At 70.0% G+C, this 19,628-nt stretch carries 16 protein-coding genes; 10 read left to right on the top strand and 6 right to left on the bottom strand.

Features of this window, described 5'->3' with window-relative positions; genetic code table 11:
* Positions 1–115: 115 nt before the first annotated feature.
* A complete protein-coding gene (locus tag AC07EJ_RS21885) occupies positions 116–535 on the top strand; it encodes a TOBE domain-containing protein (protein ID WP_389491212.1) in 420 nt (139 codons plus the stop codon).
* Between the two features lie 104 nt (positions 536–639).
* On the opposite strand, the gene lpdA is transcribed toward AC07EJ_RS21885, so the two are convergent.
* On the bottom strand, positions 640–2,049 hold the full coding sequence (gene lpdA, locus AC07EJ_RS21880) for a dihydrolipoyl dehydrogenase (protein ID WP_393581848.1): 1,410 nt from the start codon (positions 2,047–2,049) through the stop codon (positions 640–642).
* A 169-nt stretch (positions 2,050–2,218) separates the two neighbouring features.
* On the opposite strand from lpdA, the gene AC07EJ_RS21875 reads away from it, so the two are divergent.
* Both AC07EJ_RS21875 and AC07EJ_RS21870 read left to right on the top strand, forming a co-directional pair.
* The gene (locus AC07EJ_RS21875; protein ID WP_478884756.1) at positions 2,219–2,866 is read left to right on the top strand and encodes a CatB-related O-acetyltransferase; all 648 of its coding nucleotides are present in this window, start codon (positions 2,219–2,221) and stop codon (positions 2,864–2,866) included.
* A 272-nt stretch (positions 2,867–3,138) separates the two neighbouring features.
* A complete protein-coding gene (locus AC07EJ_RS21870; RefSeq protein ID WP_478884755.1) occupies positions 3,139–4,014 on the top strand; it encodes a glycoside hydrolase family 16 protein in 876 nt (291 codons plus the stop codon).
* Between the two features lie 148 nt (positions 4,015–4,162).
* On the opposite strand, the gene AC07EJ_RS21865 is transcribed toward AC07EJ_RS21870, so the two are convergent.
* Positions 4,163–4,975, bottom strand: a complete 813-nt coding sequence (locus AC07EJ_RS21865) for a HEAT repeat domain-containing protein (RefSeq protein WP_478884754.1) — start codon at positions 4,973–4,975, stop codon at positions 4,163–4,165.
* Positions 4,976–5,018: 43 nt separating this feature from the next.
* Positions 5,019–5,681, bottom strand: coding sequence for a peptide deformylase (def, locus tag AC07EJ_RS21860; protein ID WP_478884753.1), 663 nt, complete (start codon positions 5,679–5,681; stop codon positions 5,019–5,021).
* Positions 5,682–5,796: 115 nt separating this feature from the next.
* On the opposite strand from def, the gene AC07EJ_RS21855 reads away from it, so the two are divergent.
* Complete coding sequence (locus AC07EJ_RS21855; RefSeq protein ID WP_478884752.1) at positions 5,797–6,435, top strand: helix-turn-helix domain-containing protein; 639 nt, start codon at positions 5,797–5,799, stop codon at positions 6,433–6,435.
* On the opposite strand, the gene AC07EJ_RS21850 is transcribed toward AC07EJ_RS21855, so the two are convergent.
* Entirely contained in the window at positions 6,432–9,266 is a 2,835-nt protein-coding gene (locus tag AC07EJ_RS21850; protein ID WP_478884751.1) for a right-handed parallel beta-helix repeat-containing protein, read from the bottom strand. The two genes, AC07EJ_RS21855 and AC07EJ_RS21850, sit on opposite strands and share 4 nt — an antisense overlap.
* A gap of 301 nt (positions 9,267–9,567) precedes the next feature.
* Here AC07EJ_RS21850 and AC07EJ_RS21845 point away from each other — a divergent pair, with 301 nt between their 5' ends.
* The gene (locus AC07EJ_RS21845; RefSeq protein ID WP_478884750.1) at positions 9,568–10,356 is read left to right on the top strand and encodes an MBL fold metallo-hydrolase; all 789 of its coding nucleotides are present in this window, start codon (positions 9,568–9,570) and stop codon (positions 10,354–10,356) included.
* Between the two features lie 10 nt (positions 10,357–10,366).
* Here AC07EJ_RS21845 and AC07EJ_RS21840 read toward each other — a convergent pair whose 3' ends face one another.
* Together AC07EJ_RS21840 and AC07EJ_RS21835 are read right to left on the bottom strand one after the other, a co-directional pair.
* A complete protein-coding gene (locus tag AC07EJ_RS21840) occupies positions 10,367–11,173 on the bottom strand; it encodes a hypothetical protein (protein WP_478884749.1) in 807 nt (268 codons plus the stop codon).
* Positions 11,174–11,292: 119 nt separating this feature from the next.
* Complete coding sequence (locus AC07EJ_RS21835; protein ID WP_478884748.1) at positions 11,293–12,567, bottom strand: FAD-binding protein; 1,275 nt, start codon at positions 12,565–12,567, stop codon at positions 11,293–11,295.
* Between the two features lie 209 nt (positions 12,568–12,776).
* Here AC07EJ_RS21835 and AC07EJ_RS21830 point away from each other — a divergent pair, with 209 nt between their 5' ends.
* From AC07EJ_RS21830 to AC07EJ_RS21810, 5 genes are all read left to right on the top strand, one after another.
* Positions 12,777–13,838, top strand: a complete 1,062-nt coding sequence (locus AC07EJ_RS21830) for a LacI family DNA-binding transcriptional regulator (RefSeq protein WP_389482289.1) — start codon at positions 12,777–12,779, stop codon at positions 13,836–13,838.
* A gap of 278 nt (positions 13,839–14,116) precedes the next feature.
* Positions 14,117–15,427 (top strand): ABC transporter substrate-binding protein, encoded by a 1,311-nt coding sequence (locus AC07EJ_RS21825; protein ID WP_389482291.1) that lies wholly within the window; start codon positions 14,117–14,119, stop codon positions 15,425–15,427.
* Between the two features lie 14 nt (positions 15,428–15,441).
* Positions 15,442–16,377: a carbohydrate ABC transporter permease gene (locus tag AC07EJ_RS21820; RefSeq protein ID WP_389482294.1), complete on the top strand. Its 936-nt coding sequence runs from the start codon at positions 15,442–15,444 to the stop codon at positions 16,375–16,377.
* Positions 16,374–17,195 (top strand): carbohydrate ABC transporter permease, encoded by an 822-nt coding sequence (locus AC07EJ_RS21815; protein WP_384676492.1) that lies wholly within the window; start codon positions 16,374–16,376, stop codon positions 17,193–17,195. Before AC07EJ_RS21820 ends, AC07EJ_RS21815 begins: the two co-directional genes overlap by 4 nt.
* Positions 17,192–19,564: a beta-xylosidase/alpha-l-arabinosidase gene (locus AC07EJ_RS21810; protein WP_389482297.1), complete on the top strand. Its 2,373-nt coding sequence runs from the start codon at positions 17,192–17,194 to the stop codon at positions 19,562–19,564. The genes AC07EJ_RS21815 and AC07EJ_RS21810 overlap by 4 nt, the downstream gene beginning before the upstream one ends.
* Positions 19,565–19,628 lie beyond the last annotated feature (64 nt).

Raw genomic sequence — 19,628 nt, 5'->3', positions numbered from 1 at the left:
CCCTCACCTCGCAGATGCGACGGGCCTCACACACACCCGCACTCCCTCCGACTACCGTGATGCCCACGCAGGCCCAAAGCCTGACATTCCATACCATTTCCGTCAGGCGTTCCGTATGAGCCTGAGCATCCGCAATCAGCTTCCCGGCAGCGTTACGGGCATCACCACGGGTGAAGCCATGGCGACGGTCAAGGTCCGCCTCGACGGCGGCCAGGACATCACCGCGGCGATCACCCTGGACGCCGTCAAGGACCTGGGCCTCGCCGAGGGATCCGCGGTCCGCGCCCTGGTCAAGTCCACGGAGGTCTCCCTCGCCACCGGCACGGTCGCGGGCCTGTCCATCCGCAACCAGCTTCCCGGAACGGTCGACGACATCGCCACGGGCGGCGCCATGGCCTCCGTCAAGGTCAGCGTCCCGGGCGGCGAACTGACGTCCGCCATCACCAAGGACGCCGTCACCGACCTGGCCCTGGCCCCCGGTACCTCCGTCGTGGCCCTGATCAAGTCGACCGAGGTCTCGCTCGCGACCGCGTGACGTCGGGAACCGATCGGTACCTGACCGAGGAGACGTGACCGCCGGAGGAAACGTGGCTACCGGAGGGAGCGTGGCTACCGGAGGAGGCGCCGCCCGGACGACCGTCACATGTTGATCATGTGTCCGGCCAGCCCGTGGACCGCCTCCTTCACGGCCTCGCCGAGCGTCGGGTGGGCGTGCACGTTGCGGGCCACCTCGTGGACGGTCAGGTCCCACTGCTGGGCCAGCGTCAACTCCGGGAGGAGTTCGGTGACTTCGGGGCCGATGAGGTGCGCGCCGAGGAGTTCGCCGTACCGGTTGTCGCTGATGACCTTGACGAAGCCCGTCGGCTCACCGAGGCCGTGGGCCTTCCCGTTCGCGGAGAACGGGAACTTCGCCACCTTCACGTCGAAGCCGAGCTCGCGGGCCTGCGCCTCGGTCCAGCCGAAGCTGGCGATCTGCGGCTGGCAGTACGTGGCGCGCGGGATCATGGTGAAGTCGACTTCCATGGTCTCCGCGCCGCCGATCGTCTCGGCGGCGATCACGGCCATGGCCTCCGCCGCGTGCGCCAGCATCAGCTTCGCGGTGACGTCGCCGATCGCGAAGAGGTGGGGCACGTTGGTGCGGCCGCGCCCGTCCACGTCGATCGCGCCGCGCTCGGTGAGCCGTACGCCGGTGTTCTCGAGCCCGTATCCGGTGGTCCGCGGCGCGAAGCCGATCGCCTGGAGGACCTTGTCGGCCTCGATCACACGCTGCTGCCCGTCCTTGGAGACGGTGACGCGCACCTTGGCCGCCGGGTCGCTGTCGTCGATGGACTCCACCCGCGTCCCGGTGTGCACCTCGATGCCCAACTTCCGGTACTGGCGGGAGAGTTCCTTGGACACGTCGGCGTCCTCGGTCGGCACCATCCGGTCCAGGAACTCGACGACGGTCACCTTGACGCCGTAGTTGTGCAGGACGTACGCGAACTCGACGCCGATCGCTCCGGCGCCCGCGATGACGATGGAATCGGGGAGAGTCTCGGAGAGGATCTGCTCCTCGTAGGTGACCACGCGGTCGCTCAGTGCCGTGCCCGGCAGGAGGCGGGTGGTGGCGCCGGTCGCGATGATGCAGTTCCCGAAGGTGAGGGTCTCGGTGCCGCCGGCGCTGAGGTCGATCCGGAGCGTGTGGTCGTCGGTGAACGTGCCGCGCCCGTCGTACTCGGTGATGTCGTTCTTCTTCATCAGGTAGTGCACGCCGGCGACCCGGCCGTCGGCGACCTTGCGGCTGCGCCGGTAGGCCTCGCCGTAGTCGAAGCTGACCTCCCCGTCGACGTGGATGCCGAAGGTCGAGGCCTGCTGCGTGAAGATGTGCGCGAGCTCGGCGTTGCGCAGAAGCGCCTTGGACGGGATGCAGCCCACGTTCAGGCAGACACCACCCCAATACTTCTCCTCGACGACCGCCACGCGAAGTCCCAGCTGGGTGGCGCGCACGGCCGCGGTGTAGCCACCGGGCCCGGCGCCCAGGACGACGACGTCGTAGTGCGTGGTACTCATGGAGCGTTCCTGCCGTTTCGGTGAGACGCGTGTATGGCCCTGACGGTATGGCCCTGACGTGCACGACGGTACGTCCGAGACCCCGGCCCACGCACATACGCAACGCCCACGCCTCTGAGATCATGACCATCCGTCATCATCCCCTGCAGCGTAAGGAAGTTGATCTGTCATGTCGCTCGTGCCCGCCGATCCGACCGTGCTTCACCCGATGCCGGGACAGTCGCGGGTCGTGCTGCTCAAGCCGCTTGTCACCTCGCCGCTGATCGAGGTCGGTGAGTTCTCGTACTACGACGATCCGGACGACCCGACCGCGTTCGAGACGCGCAACGTGCTGTACCACTACGGGCCGGAGAAGCTGGTCATCGGCAAGTTCTGCGCGCTGGGCGAGGGCGTGCGGTTCATCATGAACGGCGCCAACCACCGCATGGACGGCCCGTCGACGTTCCCCTTCCCGATCATGGGAGGTTCGTGGGCGGACCATTTCGATCTCATCAGCGGGCTGCCCGGCCGGGGGGACACGGTCGTCGGGAACGATGTGTGGTTCGGCTACCGCACCACGGTGATGCCCGGCGTGCGCATCGGGCACGGGGCGATCATCGCCTCGGGTTCCGTCGTCGTCGACGACGTGCCCGACTACGGGATCGTGGGCGGCAATCCGGCGAAACTCATCCGCCGCCGCTACTGCGACGACGACGTCGAGCGCCTGCTCGCCCTCGCGTGGTGGGACTGGCCCGCCGAGCACCTCACCGAGCACGTGCGCACCGTCATGTCCGGCTCCGTGGACGCCTTGGAGGCTGTGGCACCGAAGCCGATGTAAGGGGCGTGGCGGGTTCCTCGTCGAGCACCTCCCGCACGTGCGCCCGGTTCGGGCACGGCGGTCCGCGCGACCCCACAGGTCACGGCTCCTGCGGGGTCGCGGCTTGCACTTGGTACACGCCAATGCCTTGACGCCACGATGGGCACTCCTTTAAATCAAGAAGTGAAGGAAGTGCCCCAAGTGGCCGCCGTCGGCGTTCACTTCCGGATACTTCGTTCGCTTCTTTGTCATGCACGCGACCCCCCACACGACCCCCCACGTGAAGCGATGTGATGACCGTGCGCTCATCCTGGCGCCGCCGCGCCTCCCTGTACGCCGCCTCCCTGGCCTGTTGCGCCGCAAGCCTGGCGGCGACGCCCACCGGCGCATCCGCCGCCCCGGCGCCCATCGGCACTCCGGCGAAGGCCGCCGCGGCCACGTTCACCGACGATTTCAACGGCGCCGCGGGCTCGGCCGTCGACGGCGGAAAGTGGCAGATCGAGACCGGCGACAACGTCAACAACCATGAACGGCAGTTCTACACCGCGGGCAACAGCAACGCCGCGCTGGACGGCCAGGGCAACCTGGTCATCACGGCCCGCAAGGAGAACCCGGGCAACTACCAGTGCTGGTACGGGCGTTGCGAGTACACCTCGGCCCGGCTCAACACCTCGGGCAAGTTCACCCAGGCCTACGGTCACGTCGAGGCCCGCATGAAGGTGCCGCGCGGGCAGGGCATGTGGCCCGCGTTCTGGATGCTCGGCTCCGACATCGGCAGCGTCGGCTGGCCGGCCAGCGGCGAGATCGACGTCATGGAGAACGTCGGCTTCGAACCCAGCACGGTCCACGGCACGTTGCACGGCCCCGGATACTCGGGATCGGGCGGCATCGGCGCGGCGTACACGCTGCCCGGCGGGCAGGCCTTCGCCGACGGATTCCACACGTTCGCCGTGGACTGGGCCCCGAACTCCGTCAAGTGGTCGGTCGACGGCAACGTCTACCAGACCCGCACACCCGCCGATGTCGGCGGCAACCAGTGGGCGTTCAACAAGCCGTTCTTCCTGATCCTCAACCTCGCAGTCGGCGGCTACTGGCCGGGCGACCCCGACGGCAGCACGAGCTTCCCCCAGCAGCTCGTCGTGGACTACGTCCACGTCACCACCCAGTAGACGGGGGGCGATGTCCCGGGGCGGCCGGTGTCCTACGGACCCGCCGCCGCCCCGGGACATCGACGTCCGGTTCGCGGTGCCGCGCGTCCGTGAAGCGGTCGAAGTACCGGCCTGTGGCGGACCCGAGCTCTGGTGTTCCCACCACCACTCATCGATGCGCGCGTCTCTCCTCCCGCCGTTCGACGACGGCCGCCGCCAGCTCCCGTACGTCGGAATCCGGGTCGGCCACGAGGCGGTCGAGGAGCGCGTCGACCCCGGGCGTCGACCAGCCGGCGACCGCGTCGGCGAGAGCCTCGCGCACCGCCGGCTCCGGGTGGTCGGCGAGCCGCGAGAGGCGTTCCACCGGGCCCCGCCGACGCAGGCCGAACCAGTGCAGCGCCTCGCACAGCGCCTTGGCGTCGCCCGGATCTCCGGCCGTCTCCACGCGTCGCAGCAGGACCGGCGCCGGGGGCGGCGGGCCGTCGTGCGGGTGCGGCCTGCGTTCACGCAGCCGCCGGGACCCGTATTCGCCTCGCACCCGGCAGCCCGCGCACGTGCACGGCACGACGCCGTGCGCGTTGGGGAAGTAGCGCCAGCCGGTCACCTGCCGGACGGCGCGAATGCGCTGCACCTCGCGTTTGGCAACAGCCCGGGGGACGAACACCTCCCACCCGCGCGGGTCGTCCATCGCGGCCACGCGGCGCACCGCGTCACTTGCCGTCGTCGCCAGCGGGTCGCGGTTGTACCGGCCCACCGTGACCGGCTCGTCGTCGGGCAGCCGCACCTGGACGGCGACAAGCCCGCGCGGCCCGCCGTGCCGTGCCAGCTCCCGCAGCCACTGGTGCGTGAGCGTGTACGAGGCGAGCACGGGGAAGCAGAACACCCCACGCCCGCCGTCGTGGTGCTTGCCGACGGCCCGAATACCTGCCCGCCTGATGCGCGCCGCGTTGGCCTGGGGCGTCAGGTGCACGAACATTGCCATGGCCGCGATCCTAGGCGCCGCCGTCCGCAGACCGGCCGGTGTGTCACTTGCCCAGTTCGGCGGCGCGGGCCGCTCGGCGGGCGAACACGCTGTCCTTCGTGTCCTCCATCTCGCTCAGCGCCGCCTTGCGTTCGCGTCGGGCGAGCCGGTCCAGGTACGTGCGGCCGTAGAGGTGATCCGTCTCGTGCTGCAGGCAGCGCGCGAAGTAGCCCCGACCCTCGATCACCAGCGGATTGCCGTCCTTGTCGCGGCCCCTGACGACTGCGTGGTCCGGTCGGGGCACGAGCTTGTAGGGGCCGGGGACCGACAGGCAGCCCTCCGACTCCTCGGCCAGGACGCGCTGCGCTGCGGGCAGTTCGTCGAGGACGGGGTTGGCGATGTGTCCGACATGACGCACGCCCCAGTCGTCAGTGATGTCCCAAACGAACAGCTGGAGGTCCACATCGACCTGGTTGGCGGCGATGGCCGCGCCGTCCGCGACAGCGTTCGTGGCGAACATGTCGTCGATCAGGCGCGCCAGTTGGGGGGTTCCGAACTGTGTCACCTCGCGGCAGCGGCGGTGCAGGATCTCCTCCCCCACGACGGTGACGCGGCGCACCGTTCCGCGCGCGACCTCCGGGGGAAGGGCCGGGTAGGAGTCCACCGGAACACCCTGCACCCGCACCCTGAGGTCTTGTGATGTTTCGTCACTCAGCCGAAAAGACATGGGTGTTGACGCCTCCTGAGCAGGCCGGAGGAGGACCGGGGGCGCATCCCCCGGCCCGGCTCGGCAGACTTGACCGACTTGACCAACTGCTTTGCAAAGTAGCACTCTTTGCAAAATGAGCGAGAAGGAACGACCCACAGCTCCCACCGGCCCCGGCCCTGACGTCGGCTCCGGCCCGTGGATCCCGTCGCACGGAGCGCGCCGGACCCTGCCCGACCATCCGGTCCGGATCGCACTCCTCGACCTGCTCGCCGAGGTCGGCACGGTCACGTCCACCGAGGCCGCCGCCCGCCTCGGCCACAGCTCCGGGCTCTGCTCGTTCCATCTGCGCCAGCTCGCGCGCTACGGCCTCATCGAGGAGGCGCCGCCCATGGACGGACGGGCCCGTCCGTGGCAGTTGCGCTGGGAGCCCGGCCACCTGACGGACCAGGCCGGCGCAGTGGAGTTCACGGCGCCGACCCACGGCCTGGAGGACGAGAGCTACCGGCACCGACTCGCTCACCTGGAACAGGCACCGGCGGCGTGGCGTCACGACGAGTCGTTCAGCGCCGTGCTGCGCCTCAGCCCCGAAGAGACGGCCCAGCTGGCCGCGTCCATACGCCAGCTGATGACAGAGTTCCAGGCGCGTCACGACGCGGCCGCGACGCGCCCGGCGGACACCGTGGCGGTCGCGGCCGTCGCGCGGCTGTTCCCCCTGCTCGACGAGGACGCGGCTCCCGCCCGGAGGGCAGACCGAACCCCCGACGGCGGCTAGCGGACCTTGAAGCTGTCCACGATCAGATAGGCGCCCGTCTTCATCACGCCCTTGATGGTGTGTTCGCCCGGCGTCAGGCCCGACTTGGTGAACACGGTCTGCTGATGCTGCCGAGTGGGGCTCGAGTTGTCGATCGTGCCCGCCGGCTGCCCGTCCACGTACAGGTCGACCTGCCCCTCGTCGCTGTTGATCTGGGTGATGACGTCGATCGCCGTGCCGTTGAAGGTGAGCTCGAAGGAGTCGCCCTTGTTCTGTGTGGCGTGCACGTCGTCGGCCCAGCCGCCCGCGCCGCCGCGCGAGGCGTTCTTCCAGTCCCAGCCCGAGCCGGCGTACACGACCCCGGACGTGTTGTTGATCTGTTCGCCCGACTCGGGCTTATGGACGGTGAGTTGACTGGAGGCCTGGCTGCGCCAGATCGTCAGCGGGACGTCGGCGCCCGGGGCCGAGCGGTTGTAGACGCTCCAGAAGCTGTCGCGGCCGGTGACCTTCTTGCCGTCGATCTCCCGGATGACGTCGTTCGTGCGCAGGCCCTGCCGGTATGCCTCCGACGTGGTGGGGACGGTGGGCACATACAGACCGTCATAGTCGGTCAGACCCGTCGCCGACTTGACCGCGTCGGAGTAGATACGTGTCGCCGATGCCCCCAGCAGCGGCTCCTGGAACGCGTCGAGCGTGTCGGTGGGGGTGTCGTCGACCCATTCGAGCGGGGGCGGCGTGGGGCTGCCGGCCCTCCCGAAGCCGTCCATCGCGAAGGGACGGAAGCCGAGGGCTCGGGCCGGGGAGTCCGCCTGGAGCGTGTAGTCGAGCTTCTTCGGGTCGGTGAAGGGCGAGGCTCCGGTGAACGCGGGGTCGGCCGTCACCGAGTGCGTGTCGAGGCCGAGGGCGCGCCACGCGTCGGTCACGCCGGTGACCGGCCTGCCGTTGTTCCAGAACAGGTTGTTGTCGACGGTCGGCCTGCTCTTCGCCATGTCGGCCTGGATCAGGCTGTACGGGGTGCCGGTGACGAAGATGTTCTTCTCCACCGTGTCGCCGCTGTCCGCGTACCAGACGTGGAAGTGAGCGCCGCCGTTGACGAAGATGTTGTTGCGCACCGTCCGGTGGAAGCCCTCACGGAGCTTCACCCCGCCGTTGAGGAGGAGGTTGTCCTCGATGAGGTAGTTCGAGCTGCCGTCGTCGAGGTCGATGTCCCAGTGCGAGGAGTGGCGGATCCGGTTGTGCCGGATGACGGTGGTGTCCATCGCGTCGAGCTTCGCGTACGACTTCTTCGTCGCGTCGTCGGCGGTCAGCGGCCAGAACCTGTCGCGGCCCCAGGCGTTGATCGGCCCGTGGTCGGAGGTCTCCTTGACGCAGTTGAAGATGTCGTTGTTCTCGATGACGTGACCGCCCCAGGTGCCGTCGTTGATGTCGACGCAGGCGCGTGGTCCGTCGTGGATCGTGTTGCCGTCGACGGTGACGCGCCGGCTCATCGAGATCTGCACGCCGGAGGTCTGCTTCTCGAACTGCCCGTTGTCGTGCATGTAGTTGTCGCTGATACGGATGTCGCGCGGATAGTTCTCGGACTTCGGGCCGGGTGCGGTGTCCGTGATGGTCTTGCGCATGCTGTCCCAGGTGGACGGCTCGCGTACCGCGTCGCGGTTACCCACCACGGCAACGTCGGAGGCGCCCGAGTGGCTGAACTCGTTCCCGGTGACGGTGTCTTCGCGGTTGTAGCCGTCGACGAAGAGGGCGTTGCCGCCGACCTGGTCGAAGAGCGAGTCGCGCACGGCGACGTTCTCGGTGTTCTTGAGGTGGACCGCCGCGGCGCGCGCGATCGCCCAGTCGCCGAGCTGGAGCTTCTCGTACGGCTGGTCGAACAGGGTGCGGTGGGTGCGGGCGAACGTGAGGCCGGAGAAGCTCAGATCGTGCACGGCGTCGTCCGGTCCGCCGCCCTGCACCCTGATGAGTTCGTCGAGCTCGGCGGTCTCGACGTGCGCCGAGGCGAGATCGGCGCCCTTCGGAGGAAAGAAGTAGAGCTTGCCTGCCGCCTTGTCGTAGAACCACTCGCCGGGGGCGTCGAGTTCCTCGAAGACGTTCTCCACCATGCGGTACGTGGCGTGCAGGCCGCTGCCGCGGTTGTTGTCACCCACCCAGTCGAGTTGCGGGGTGCCGTCGGCCTTCAGCCCGGTGACCCGATAGGAGTTACCGCCCCACTCCCCCTGGTGCAGGCCGCGTACGAGCGCGGTGGTGGGGTTCTTCCAGCGGGCGACACGCTGCGCCGAGATGGCGTCCGCCGCGTAGCCGCCCAGGATCGCGGTCTTGGGGTCGTAGTCGGGGTAGCGGGCGAGGACCTGGCGTTCCCCGTCCAGGAAGAGACCGTCGAAGTCCAGACCCGCGCCTACGTCGGCGACCTTGACGGTGTCGTTGTACGAGTTCCACTCGGGCCGCAGGGATCGGCCGCCGCTGATGACGACGCGTTCACCGGGTGCGGCGAGGTAGCGGACCGGGACGCGGTCCGTGCCGGAGTCTTTCGGGCCGAACGTCAGGGTGTGGTCCAAGCGGTAGGTGCCCGCGTGCACCACGACGTCGACGGGTCGCGGCCGGTGCTTGCGCACCTCCTTGCGAGCAGCTTCCTGGGCGCGCTCCACTGTTCGGAACGGCCTGGCCGCCGAGCCGTTGGCGTGATCGTCGCCGGTGGGCGCCACGTGGAGGGTGACGGTCTTGCCGCCACCCGCGGCCGCCGACGCGGTGGGCGCGGTGGCGGCGCCGAGGCCCAACGTGACGGCCACCGCCGCGGCGAGCAGACCGGGGAACGGGGATCTTCGGCTCTTGCGGAAACCTGGGACGGTACGCACGGGGACTCCTGAGGCCGGGCAGGTCGGGATTGACCATCGATCTACGGACCGAACATCCAACGTTTGATGGACAGTTGGCTCAATTGAGGAGCGTCTGGCCACGGAAGCTATAAATTCATCGGATGACTGTCAAGGGATGCTGCACGCATCGGCTGCCCGATGCCCCCCATCGATGGCATCCGGGCGGGAGAGGCGATCGACTACCCTGCCTGCGACCGCTACAGCAGGCCGGTCACCGCGGTACCCCGGCTCCCCCGTGCTTCCCGGCCCCAGTGGCATACCTCAAGAGATGCGGTCCGTCATGCGCGAAGGCACCCTCGTTCACGCCGCCCCCGGCGTTCATCTGGTCCACGGCAGCAACACGAACTGGGTCATCCTGAGCGAGGGCGACGCCGTCACGCTCATCGACTGCGGCTACCCCGGCGACCGGCAGCAGGTCCTGGAGTCACTGGCCGACACGGGCCACTCCCCCGAGGCCGTCACGGCGATCCTGCTCACCCACGCGCACAACGACCACCTCGGGTCCGCCGAGTATCTCAGCCGCACCTTCGACGTCCCGGTGTACGCACACGAGGCGGAAGTCCCGCACGCCCGCCGCGAGTTCCTGGACCAGGTCTCGGTCGGCCGGGTCCTGCGCAACAGCTGGCGTCCTGGCGTCCTGTCCTGGGCCGTGCATGCCCTGCGCTCCGGCGGGACCACGGACGTCCGTGTCGAGGAGCCCCAACCGTTTCCCGCTGAAGGTGCCCTCGACCTGCCGGGCCGCCCCGTCCCGGTCCACACCCCCGGACACACCGCGGGCCACTGTGCCTACCACCTCCCTGGCGCGGGCATCGTCATCTCCGGCGACGGTCTGGTCACCGGCCACCCCACCTCGCGCACACGGGGGCCGGGGCTTCTGCCGACCATGTTCGACGGGGACCGCGAGCGCACCCGGGACTCCCTGAGCGTGTACGAGAGACTCGCGGGCGACATGCTGCTGCCCGGGCACGGACCGGCCCACCACGGCTCGGTGAGCGAGGCCGCGAGGACGGCACGCGAACGTGCGACCCCGGCGGGGCGGAGGTCCTCAGCGGTGCGCGTCCGAGCGTGAGCGGCCCGTCTCAGTCCTGCGAGCGGGAGCGGCGCCTGGCGACGTTCACGCCCGCGCCGCCCAGGGCGCCGGCCACCAGCGCGGCGCCCGCCACGAGCTGCACGGCGTCGAGCTTGGAGGGGCTGCCGCCGGCTCCGGCCTCTACGCCCCCCGGCACGGAGGGCGAGGCGGGCCGGGCACCACCGTCTGTACGACCGCCGGTGCCACCAGCATCCGTACGACCGTCGGTGCCGCCACCATCCGTACGACCACCGGCGCCACCACCGTCTGTGCGACCGCTGGTGCCACCACCATCCGTACGACCGTCGGTGCCGCCCTCGGCGTCTCCGCCACCACCGCCGTCGCTACCGAGGTCGGTACCGCTGTCGGAGCGGGCGCCACTGTCGGATTCGTAAGTGGGCGTGGGGTCGCCACCGTCGAGGGGGGTGGCGCCGCCGACGTCAAGCGGGGTGGTGCCGCCGACGTCAAGGGGCGCGGTACCACCGGAGTCAAGGGGCGCGGTGTCGCCGGCGCCGAGGGGCGCGGTACCACCGGCGTCAAGGGGCGCGGTGTCGCCGGCGCCGAGGGGCGCGGTACCACCGGCGTCAAGCGGCGCAGTGTCGCCGGCGCCGAGGGGCGCGCTACCACCGGCGTCAAGCGGCGCAGTGTCGCCGGCGCCGAGAGGCGCGGTACCACCGGCGTCGAGGGGGGTGATGCCGCCGGCGTCGACGAGGGGGGTGGTGTCGACAGCGTCGTCCGCCACGGACGCCGGTGCGGTCACGGACATCAGCGCGGCAGCGCCGAGCAGTGCTGCGGAAGCCAGACCTACGGAACGCACAGTGGACCCTCCAGACAGAAATACCCCGTGCCTGTGGGAACGCTAGGTTCGGCCCCGGACCGCTGCGACCCGGGCGCCGCCGAACGGACCAGCCCTGAGCTCCGCGCATGGGATCACGTTCAGTGACCGGCGAAGAGTTCCGTCACGAAGGAGTTGCTGAACTTCCCTGCCGGGTCCAGCTCTTGTCGTAGCCGCTGGAAGTCAGGGGCACGTTCATAGAGTGCGGCGACGCTGCCGGGGGCTGCCGTCGTCACCTTCCCCCAGTGCGGGCGCGCCCCGAGCGGCAGCAGCCGCTCCTCGACGGCACCGAGGACAGGGAGTACGTCGTCGGGGCGGGGCGCCCACGTGAAGTGCAAGGCGACGGATGCTCGGCCGTGGCTCGGGCTGAGCCACAGGTCGTCCGCGGCGACCGTGCGGATCTCCGAGACGAGGAGTACCGGGGCGATCCGGTCTCCGAGCGCGCGCAGGGCCGTCATGGCGTCGGCCACGGCCTCGCGCGGCAACAGCAGTTCGGACTGGAGCTCTTCGCCGTTGCTGGGGGTGAAGTCCGGCCGGAAGTGCGGCAGGCGCTCGTGCCACGGTCCGGGGACGCCCAGTTGTCCGGTGCAGGACACCGGTGGCATGCCGGGGACCGGGTGGCGTGGGCCGTCGGCAAGGCCGCCGCCCATCCACTTCTCCCCCGGGGTGCCGCTCGGCAGCCGGTCGGTGCGGCGCTTCAGCCACACCGTGGCGGTGTCCGCGCGCCAGTCGGTGAACGCGCTGACGCTGTACGCGGCACCGAACACGGCGTCGAAGTCCTCAGCGATCCGGCCCAGCGGCACGTCGTCGTACACCCATTGGGCGACGTCGAAGGCGGGCTCCACGGCGAGTGTCATGGCGACGACGACGCCCAGCGCGCCCAGGTTCACGACGGCGCCGGGGAAGCGGTCCGGGTCGGACGCGCGGTCCAGCGTCGTCCGCGTGCCGTCGGGGCCGATCAGCTCGATCCCGGTCACTGCGGTGGCCAGACCACGCAGCGAGTCCCCTGAACCGTGCGTGCCGGTGGCGCAGGATCCCGCGACCGAGATGTGCGGCAGCGAGGCGAGGTTGGCGAGAGCGAGCCCCTGGCCTTGGAGCGCCGAGGCGACCTCCGCGTACCGCATGCCAGCCGAGACGGTCACGGTGGCGCGGTCCTCGGACACCCGCACCTGACGCGCGAGCCCGTCCATGAGCACGAGGTCGCCGTCCGTGTCCGCGATGCGGTTGAACGAGTGGCCGCTGCCGAGGACCCGTACCTTCTCGGCGGAGGCGACGGTCCGGCGCAGTTCGGCCTCCGACGTCGGACGGTGGATCCGCGCCGGGGCGAAGGTGACGTTTCCCGCCCAGTTCCGCAGTGGTGTGTCGGTCGCGGGCATCCGCATGTCCGTTCTCAGGGGGTCGGAGTTCGAGGTTCAGGGGTCGGTGTTCGGGGTTCGGTGTTCAGTGTTCGGGGTTCGCCTTCAACTATTTCGGCACTGTAGGCGCATGTTGCGAAAAACTAGAAGGATCTTGCCGGTGCGTCAAGGCACCATGGCGCGCAGATCCCCTTGCCCTGCCTCACCCCCAAGAAGTTACGATCCGTACCGTGAACTCCTCAGCGGTGCAGAAGAAGCAGACGCCGGCGTCCAAGGAGGCCCCCGAGGCCGGCACGGCGACGCTCGCCGAGATCGCCCGCGAAGCGGGAGTCTCCGCTCCGACTGTTTCGAAGGTCCTCAACGGCCGGGCCGATGTGGCTCCGGCGACCCGCGAGCGGGTCGAGGAACTGCTCCGCCGTCACGGCTACCAGCGCCGCAGGGCCAACACCACGGCCATCCCCCTCCTCGAACTGGTCTTCCACGAGCTGGACAGCTCCTGGTCGATGGAGGTGATCCGCGGGGTCGAGAACGTCGCCCGCGAAGAGGGGCTCAGCCTGGTCCTGTCCGAGCACGCCGGGCAGCTCAGCATCGGCCAGTCCTGGGTCGACGGGGTCCTCGCCCGCCGCCCCACCGGCGTGATCCTCGTCCTGTCCGGGCTCGACGCCGCCCAGCGGGCGCAGCTCACCAGCCGCGACATCCCGTTCGTGGTGATGGACCCGGCCGGCGACCCCGGCGAGGACGTGCCCGCGATCGGCGCCACGAACTGGCAGGGCGGGCTCGCCGCCACGCGGCACCTGCTGGAGCTGGGGCATCGCCGGATCGGTGTGATCGCCGGCCCGACAGGGATGATGTGCAGCCGTGCCCGGATCGACGGCTACCGGGCGGCCCTGGAGACGGCCGGGGTCGCCTTCGACCCGACGCTGATCCGCGAGGGCACCTTCCACCACGAGTCCGGACACGCGGCCGGTCTCGAACTGCTCGGCCTGCCGGACCGGCCGACCGCCGTGTTCGCCGGAAACGACCTCCAGGCGCTGGGCCTCTACGAGGCGGCCCGCGAACTGGGCCTGCGGATTCCGGACGACCTCAGCGTCGTGGGCTTCGACGATCTGCCCCTGGCCCGCTGGGTCGGGCCGCCGCTGACCACCGTCCGCCAGCCCCTGGTCGAGATGGCCGAGGCGGCAGCACGACTGACGCTCGACCTGGCGCGGGGCAGGAAGCCCCCGACGCTGCGTATGGACCTGGCAACCCGTCTCGTCGTACGGAGCAGCACAGCGGCGCCCGCCGAGCGGTAGGCCTCGCCCCCTCGCCGCGACGCTCATCAGTCATCACGCTCTGCCGCGGTCTTCGAAACTGTCGGAGCGCATTGTCCGCGCCTTCCATGGCGGCCCGAACCGGGGCCGTCTCGCCGTCGTGCCCGTTTGCCGCAAGGCTCGACCTGCGCCGGGCGCCCGAACCGATAACGCTTCGGAAACCCCTACGCCGAGGGTTGACCGCCTCCTCGGCGCGCCTTAGCGTCACACCGCTCAATACATTTCGCTCTCTTGACCGACACTTTCGAGAGGCTCCAAAGATGAAGACACCCGCACGGATCTCCCGCGCCGTCGCCGGAGGTGTGGCGCTCACCCTCGGTCTGACCCTGTCGGCCTGCGGCGGCGGCTCCTCCGACTCGGCAGGCGGCGGGGGTTCCGACAAGATCCACGTGCTGGTGTACGGGGACGCGGCCAACAAGGTCGAGAAGCAGCTCGTCGCCACCTTCAACAAGACGTCGAAGGTCAAGGCGGTCCTGGACACCATCCCCGGCGCCGACTACCAGCAGAAGCTGCAGACCATCATCAGTACCCCGCAGGCCCCGGATGTCTTCTTCAACTGGGGCGGCGGCAGCATCAAGCCCTTCGTCGACGCCGACCTCCTGCTGCCGCTCGACGGCTTCATCAAGGACGACCCGGCCCTCAAGTCCAGCTTCCTGCCGTCGGTCTTCGACAGCGCGTCGGTGAACGGGAAGCCGTACGGCGTCCCGATGCGCGGCACGCAGCCCGTGCTGCTCTTCAACAACAAGAAGGTCCTCGCCGATGCCGGTGTCACGCCGCCGAAGACCTGGGACGACCTGCTCGGCGCGGTGAAGGCGCTGAAGGCCAAGGGCGTCACCCCGATCGCGCTCGGCGGCGGCGACCAGTGGCCGACGCTGATGTGGTTCGAGTACCTCTACGACCGTGTCGCAGGCCCGGAGGTGTTCCAGAAGGCGCTCGGCGGTGACAAGAGCGCCTGGGAGAGCGCCGGCAGCAAGAAGGCCCTGGGCATGATCAGGCAGCTCGTCGACGCGGGCGCGTTCGGCACCAACTACGACTCGGTCAAGTTCACCGACCAGGGCTCGCCCACGCTGCTCGCCAGCGGCAAGGCCGGCTTCGAGCTCATGGGTTCCTGGGAGTTCTCGACCCAGCAGGACTCCCACCCCGCGTTCGCCAAGAAGGACCTCGGCTACTCCTCGTTCCCGACGGTCGCGGGCGGCACGGGCGACGCGGGCAACCTCGTCGGCAACACCAACAACTTCTACTCCGTGATGAAGAAGACGAAGCACCCCGAGGCCGTCGCCGCGTTCCTGAAGCTCCAGTACTCCGACGAGTTCGTGAAGGCGCAGCTGGGCATCGGCAACCTGCCGACCACGACCAACACGGAGAAGTTCCTCGGCGCCTCCGCGAGCCCGGCGTACTCGAAGTACCAGTTCGACCTCGTGAAGAAGGCCCCGTCGTTCCAGCTCTCGTGGGACCAGGCCTACCCCCAGTCCGCCTCGACGCCCATGCACCAGGCGGTCCAGCAGTTCTTCAACGGCGGGCTCGACACCGACGGCTTCATCAAGGCCATGCAGGCCTTGCCCACCGCGTGAGACCTGGTACCGAAATGACCACCACCGTCACCAAGGCCGCGGTCGTCGCCGAACGGCGACCCGTCAAGCGGCAAGCGGGAGGCGTGGGGCGCCCGGGCTTCGCCTGGGCGCTGCCCGCCACCGCGTTCTTCGTCCTGTTCGCCGTCGTCCCGCTCGTCCTGGTCGCCGTGCTGTCCTTCACGAGCTGGAACGGTCTGGGCCCGCCCCGGTTCGCCGGGCTCGACAACTGGACCAAGCTCTTCGACGACCCGGTGATGCTCAACAGCCTCTGGCTGAGCGTGCTGATCACCGTCCTGGGCGTGCTGGTCCAGACGCCGCTGAGCATCCTGCTCGGCGTCTGGGCGGCGGGCCGCCAGCGCAACCGCGCCATCCTGTCGGCGATCTACTTCGTCCCGCTGCTGCTGTCCGCCACCGCGGTCTCCGTCCTGTGGCGCACCCTGCTCGACCCCAACTTCGGAGTGCCGTCGCAGGCCAAGTGGCTGTTCGGCGACGGCAATCTGCTCGGCATGCAGAGCGGGGCCATCGGGGTGCTCGTCTTCGTGGGGGCCTGGCAGTTCACCCCGTTCCACACCCTGATCTACCAGGGCGCGGCGCGGGCCATCCCTCAAGTCCTTTACCAGGCGGCGCAGATCGACGGTGCGGGCACAGTGCGCCAGTTCTTCCACATCACGCTGCCGCAACTGCGCAACACCATGATCACGTCGATGATCCTCATGGTCGTCGGCGGCCTCACCACGTTCGACACGGTCCTGATCCTGACCCAGGGCGGTCCCGGCACGGACACCACCATCAGCGCCTACTACATGTACCAAAAGGCCTTCAAGAGCTTCGACTTCGGCGCGGGCTCGGCCATCGCGCTGCTCCTGGTGGTGGTCGCGACGGTCATCTCGCTCGTCGTCGTACGGGTCTCGGGCTATGACAAGATGCGCAGCTCGGTGGAGGGCCTGTGAGCAAGCAACGCCCCAACTACCTGGCCGGCCTGGGCTCCGTGGTCTGGCTGCTCGTCGTCGGCGCACCGCTCTACGTCCTGGTCTCTGCGTCCGTGCAGTCCCGCGCGGACTACGGCGCGAGCGGCCCGCTGAGCCTGCCGCGGCACTTCACGCTGCACAACTACATCGACGACTTCTCCACCGGCTTCGGCCGGTACTTCCTCAACACGGTGATCGTGACCGTGTGCGTGGTCGCCATCGTCCTCGTGGTGGTGCCGCCGCTGTCGTACACCATCGTCCGCAGCCGCGGCCGCGTCACGACCGCCGTCTTCCGCCTCTTCCTGCTCGGCCTCGCCATCCCCGCGCAGGCGGTGATCGTGCCGATGTTCTACGTCATCAGCAAGGCCGGGCTCTACGACAACCTCATCGGCGTCATCCTGCCGACCGCGGCCTTCTCGCTTCCCATGTGCGCCCTGGTCCTGACCGGGGTGATGCGCGACATCACCCCGGATCTGTACGAGGCGATGGCCATCGACGGCGCCTCCTCGTGGCGGGTGTTCCGTCAGCTCGTGCTCCCCCTGTCGCGGGGCGGGCTCTCGACGATCGCGGTCTTCTCCGCCCTCCAGGCATGGAACGGCTTCCTGTTCCCCCTGGTGCTCACCCAGTCCGACTCCACCAAGGTGATCACCTTGGGGCTCTACAACTTCCGCACCCAGTACGGCATCAACGTCCCGGGGCTGCTGGCCGCCGTGGTCCTGTCCATGGTGCCCGTCCTGCTCGTCTACCTGTTCGCCCGGCGCACCCTGGTCCAGGGGCTCATGGGCGTGGGAGGAAAGTGACCCACAACGTGGCCGTAACGACAGAATCCACCACGCCCCTGTGGCGTGACACGACCCTCGACCACGAGACGCGCGCCGACGCCCTCATCGCCGAGATGACCCTCCAGGAGAAGGTCGCCCAGCTGTTCGGCGTCTGGGTCGGGGCGTCCGACGAGGGGGGCGACGTCGCCCCGCACCAGCACGAGATGGAAGAGGCCGTCGACCTCGACGCGCTGCTGCCGCACGGTCTCGGGCAGCTCACCAGGCCCTTCGGCACCGCCCCCGTGGACCCGGCTCTCGGCGCGCTGTCCCTGCTGCGCACCCAGCGCCGCATCGCCGCGGGAAACCGCTTCGGCATCCCGGCCCTCGCCCATGAGGAGTGCCTCGCGGGCTTCGCCGCCTGGGGCGCGACCGCCTACCCCGTCCCGCTGTCGTGGGGCGCGACGTTCGATCCGGCGCTGGTACGCCGCATGGCCCGGGCCATCGGGCAGGACATGCGCTCGGTGGGCGTGCACCAGGGTCTCGCCCCCGTACTCGACGTCGTGCGCGACGCGCGGTGGGGCCGCGTCGAGGAGACCATGGGCGAGGATCCGTACCTCGTGGGAACCCTCGGCACCGCATACGTCCAGGGCCTGGAGTCCGCCGGGATCGTCGCCACCGTGAAGCACTTCGTGGGCTACTCCGCCTCCCGTGCGGGGCGGAACCTCGCGCCGGTCGGCATGGGGCCCAGGGAGCGCGCCGATGTGATGCTGCCGCCGTTCGAGATGGCGCTGCGGGAGGGCGGCGCCCGCTCGGTGATGCACGCCTACACCGACACGGACGGCGTCCCGTCGGCAGCCGACGAACAGCTGCTCACCGGACTGTTGCGGGACACCTGGGGCTTCACGGGGACGGTCGTGGCGGACTACTTCGGTGTCGGGTTCCTCAAGACCCTGCACGGTGTCGCCGGCACCTGGGGCGAGGCGGCCGGGGCCGCGCTGGCCGCCGGAGTGGACGTGGAACTGCCTACCGTCAAGGCGTTCGGGCAACCGCTCCTCGACGCGGTCACGGACGGCCGGGTGTCCGAGGCCGTGGTGGACCGCGCGCTGCGCCGTGTGCTCGTACAGAAGGCGCAGCTGGGCCTTCTCGACACCGGCTGGGACGCGGTGCCGCAGGCGCTGGCCGGTTCGGACCTCGGGGATCCGCAGGCGCTGCGCGGCACGGTGGCACTCGACACGGCGGACCGCCGGGCCCTCGCGCGGGAGGTCGCCGAGCAGGCCGTCGTCCTGCTCCGCAACGACGGCACACTCCCCCTGGCCCGGCCCGCCAGGATCGCGGTCGTCGGCCCGACCGCCGACACCGCGACGGCCGTTCTCGGCTGCTACGCGTTCCCGGTGCACGTGGGTGCCCGGCACCCCGAGGTTCCGGTCGGTATCGAACTGCCCACCCTGGTCGAGTCGTTGAGGGCGGAGTTCCCGGACAGCGACGTCGTCACGGCGCCCGGGTGCGACATCGACGACACGGGCACCGGCGGCTTCGCCGAGGCCGTGGAGCTGGCCCGTGGCGCCGACGTCGTCGTCCTCGCGCTGGGCGACCGCGCCGGGCTCTTCGGCCGGGGCACCAGCGGCGAGGGCTGCGACGCCGCCACGCTCGCGCTGCCCGGCGTGCAGGAGCAGCTACTGAACACGCTCCTGGACACCGGCACACCGGTCGTCCTGACGCTCCTGGCGGGGCGTCCCTACGCGCTCGGCCGCGCGGTGCGGGAGTCGGCCGCCGTCGTCCAGTCCTTCTTCCCCGGCGAGGAGGGCACGCCCTCCATCGCCGGTGTGCTCAGCGGGCGGGTCGCCCCGTCGGGAAGGTTGCCCGTCAGCATCCCGAACGGCCCGGGGGCCCAGCCGTCCACGTATCTGGCGGCGCGGCTCGGGCACGTCAGCGGGGTGTCGAACATCGACCCGACGCCGGCGTTCGCCTTCGGGCACGGCCTGACGTACACCTCGTTCGACTGGTCCGACCTCACCGTGGAGCAGTCGACGGCCGGGACGGACGGCGAGGCCGAACTCGCCTTCACCGTAAGGAACTCGGGCGAACGGACCGGCAGCGAGGTCGTGCAGCTGTACCTGCACGATCCGGTCGCCTCGGTCGTGCAGCCCGTCCAGCGGCTGATCGGGTTCGTGCGCCTGGCGCTCACTCCCGGGCAGGCCGCGCGGGTCCGGGTGACGGTGCCCGCGGACCTCGCGTCGTTCACCGGGCGGGACGGGAGGCGGATCGTCGAGCCGGGAGAGCTGGAGCTGCGCCTCGGCGCGTCCAGCGCCGACCTCCGGCTGACCGCGAAGGTGACGCTCACCGGGCCCGTACGGGCCGTGGACCACACCCGCGGACTGCACGCCGACTTCAGCGTCACAGCCTCCTGAACCAGCCGTGGCCCGTGCCTTCCTGAAAGGTCTGCCTGGACGTCTTCCTGGAAGGTACGGGCCA

This window comes from Streptomyces sp. NPDC045026 (assembly GCF_056432625.1).
Note: the sequence above shows the minus strand (reverse complement) of the source record. Positions and strands in the feature narration are given on the sequence as shown.

Bases quoted from the DNA above. Each gene is read 5' to 3' on its own strand.
- AC07EJ_RS21885 (WP_389491212.1), top strand. From the start codon at position 116: ATGAGCCTGAGCATCCGCAATCAGCTTCCCGGCAGCGTTACGGGCATC.
- def (WP_478884753.1), bottom strand. From the start codon at position 5,681: ATGTCTTTTCGGCTGAGTGACGAAACATCACAAGACCTCAGGGTGCGG.
- AC07EJ_RS21865 (WP_478884754.1), bottom strand. From the start codon at position 4,975: ATGGCAATGTTCGTGCACCTGACGCCCCAGGCCAACGCGGCGCGCATC.
- AC07EJ_RS21845 (WP_478884750.1), top strand. From the start codon at position 9,568: ATGCGCGAAGGCACCCTCGTTCACGCCGCCCCCGGCGTTCATCTGGTC.
- AC07EJ_RS21825 (WP_389482291.1), top strand. From the start codon at position 14,117: ATGAAGACACCCGCACGGATCTCCCGCGCCGTCGCCGGAGGTGTGGCG.
- AC07EJ_RS21875 (WP_478884756.1), top strand. From the start codon at position 2,219: ATGTCGCTCGTGCCCGCCGATCCGACCGTGCTTCACCCGATGCCGGGA.
- AC07EJ_RS21820 (WP_389482294.1), top strand. From the start codon at position 15,442: ATGACCACCACCGTCACCAAGGCCGCGGTCGTCGCCGAACGGCGACCC.
- AC07EJ_RS21870 (WP_478884755.1), top strand. From the start codon at position 3,139: ATGACCGTGCGCTCATCCTGGCGCCGCCGCGCCTCCCTGTACGCCGCC.
- AC07EJ_RS21855 (WP_478884752.1), top strand. From the start codon at position 5,797: ATGAGCGAGAAGGAACGACCCACAGCTCCCACCGGCCCCGGCCCTGAC.
- lpdA (WP_393581848.1), bottom strand. From the start codon at position 2,049: ATGAGTACCACGCACTACGACGTCGTCGTCCTGGGCGCCGGGCCCGGT.
- AC07EJ_RS21835 (WP_478884748.1), bottom strand. From the start codon at position 12,567: ATGCCCGCGACCGACACACCACTGCGGAACTGGGCGGGAAACGTCACC.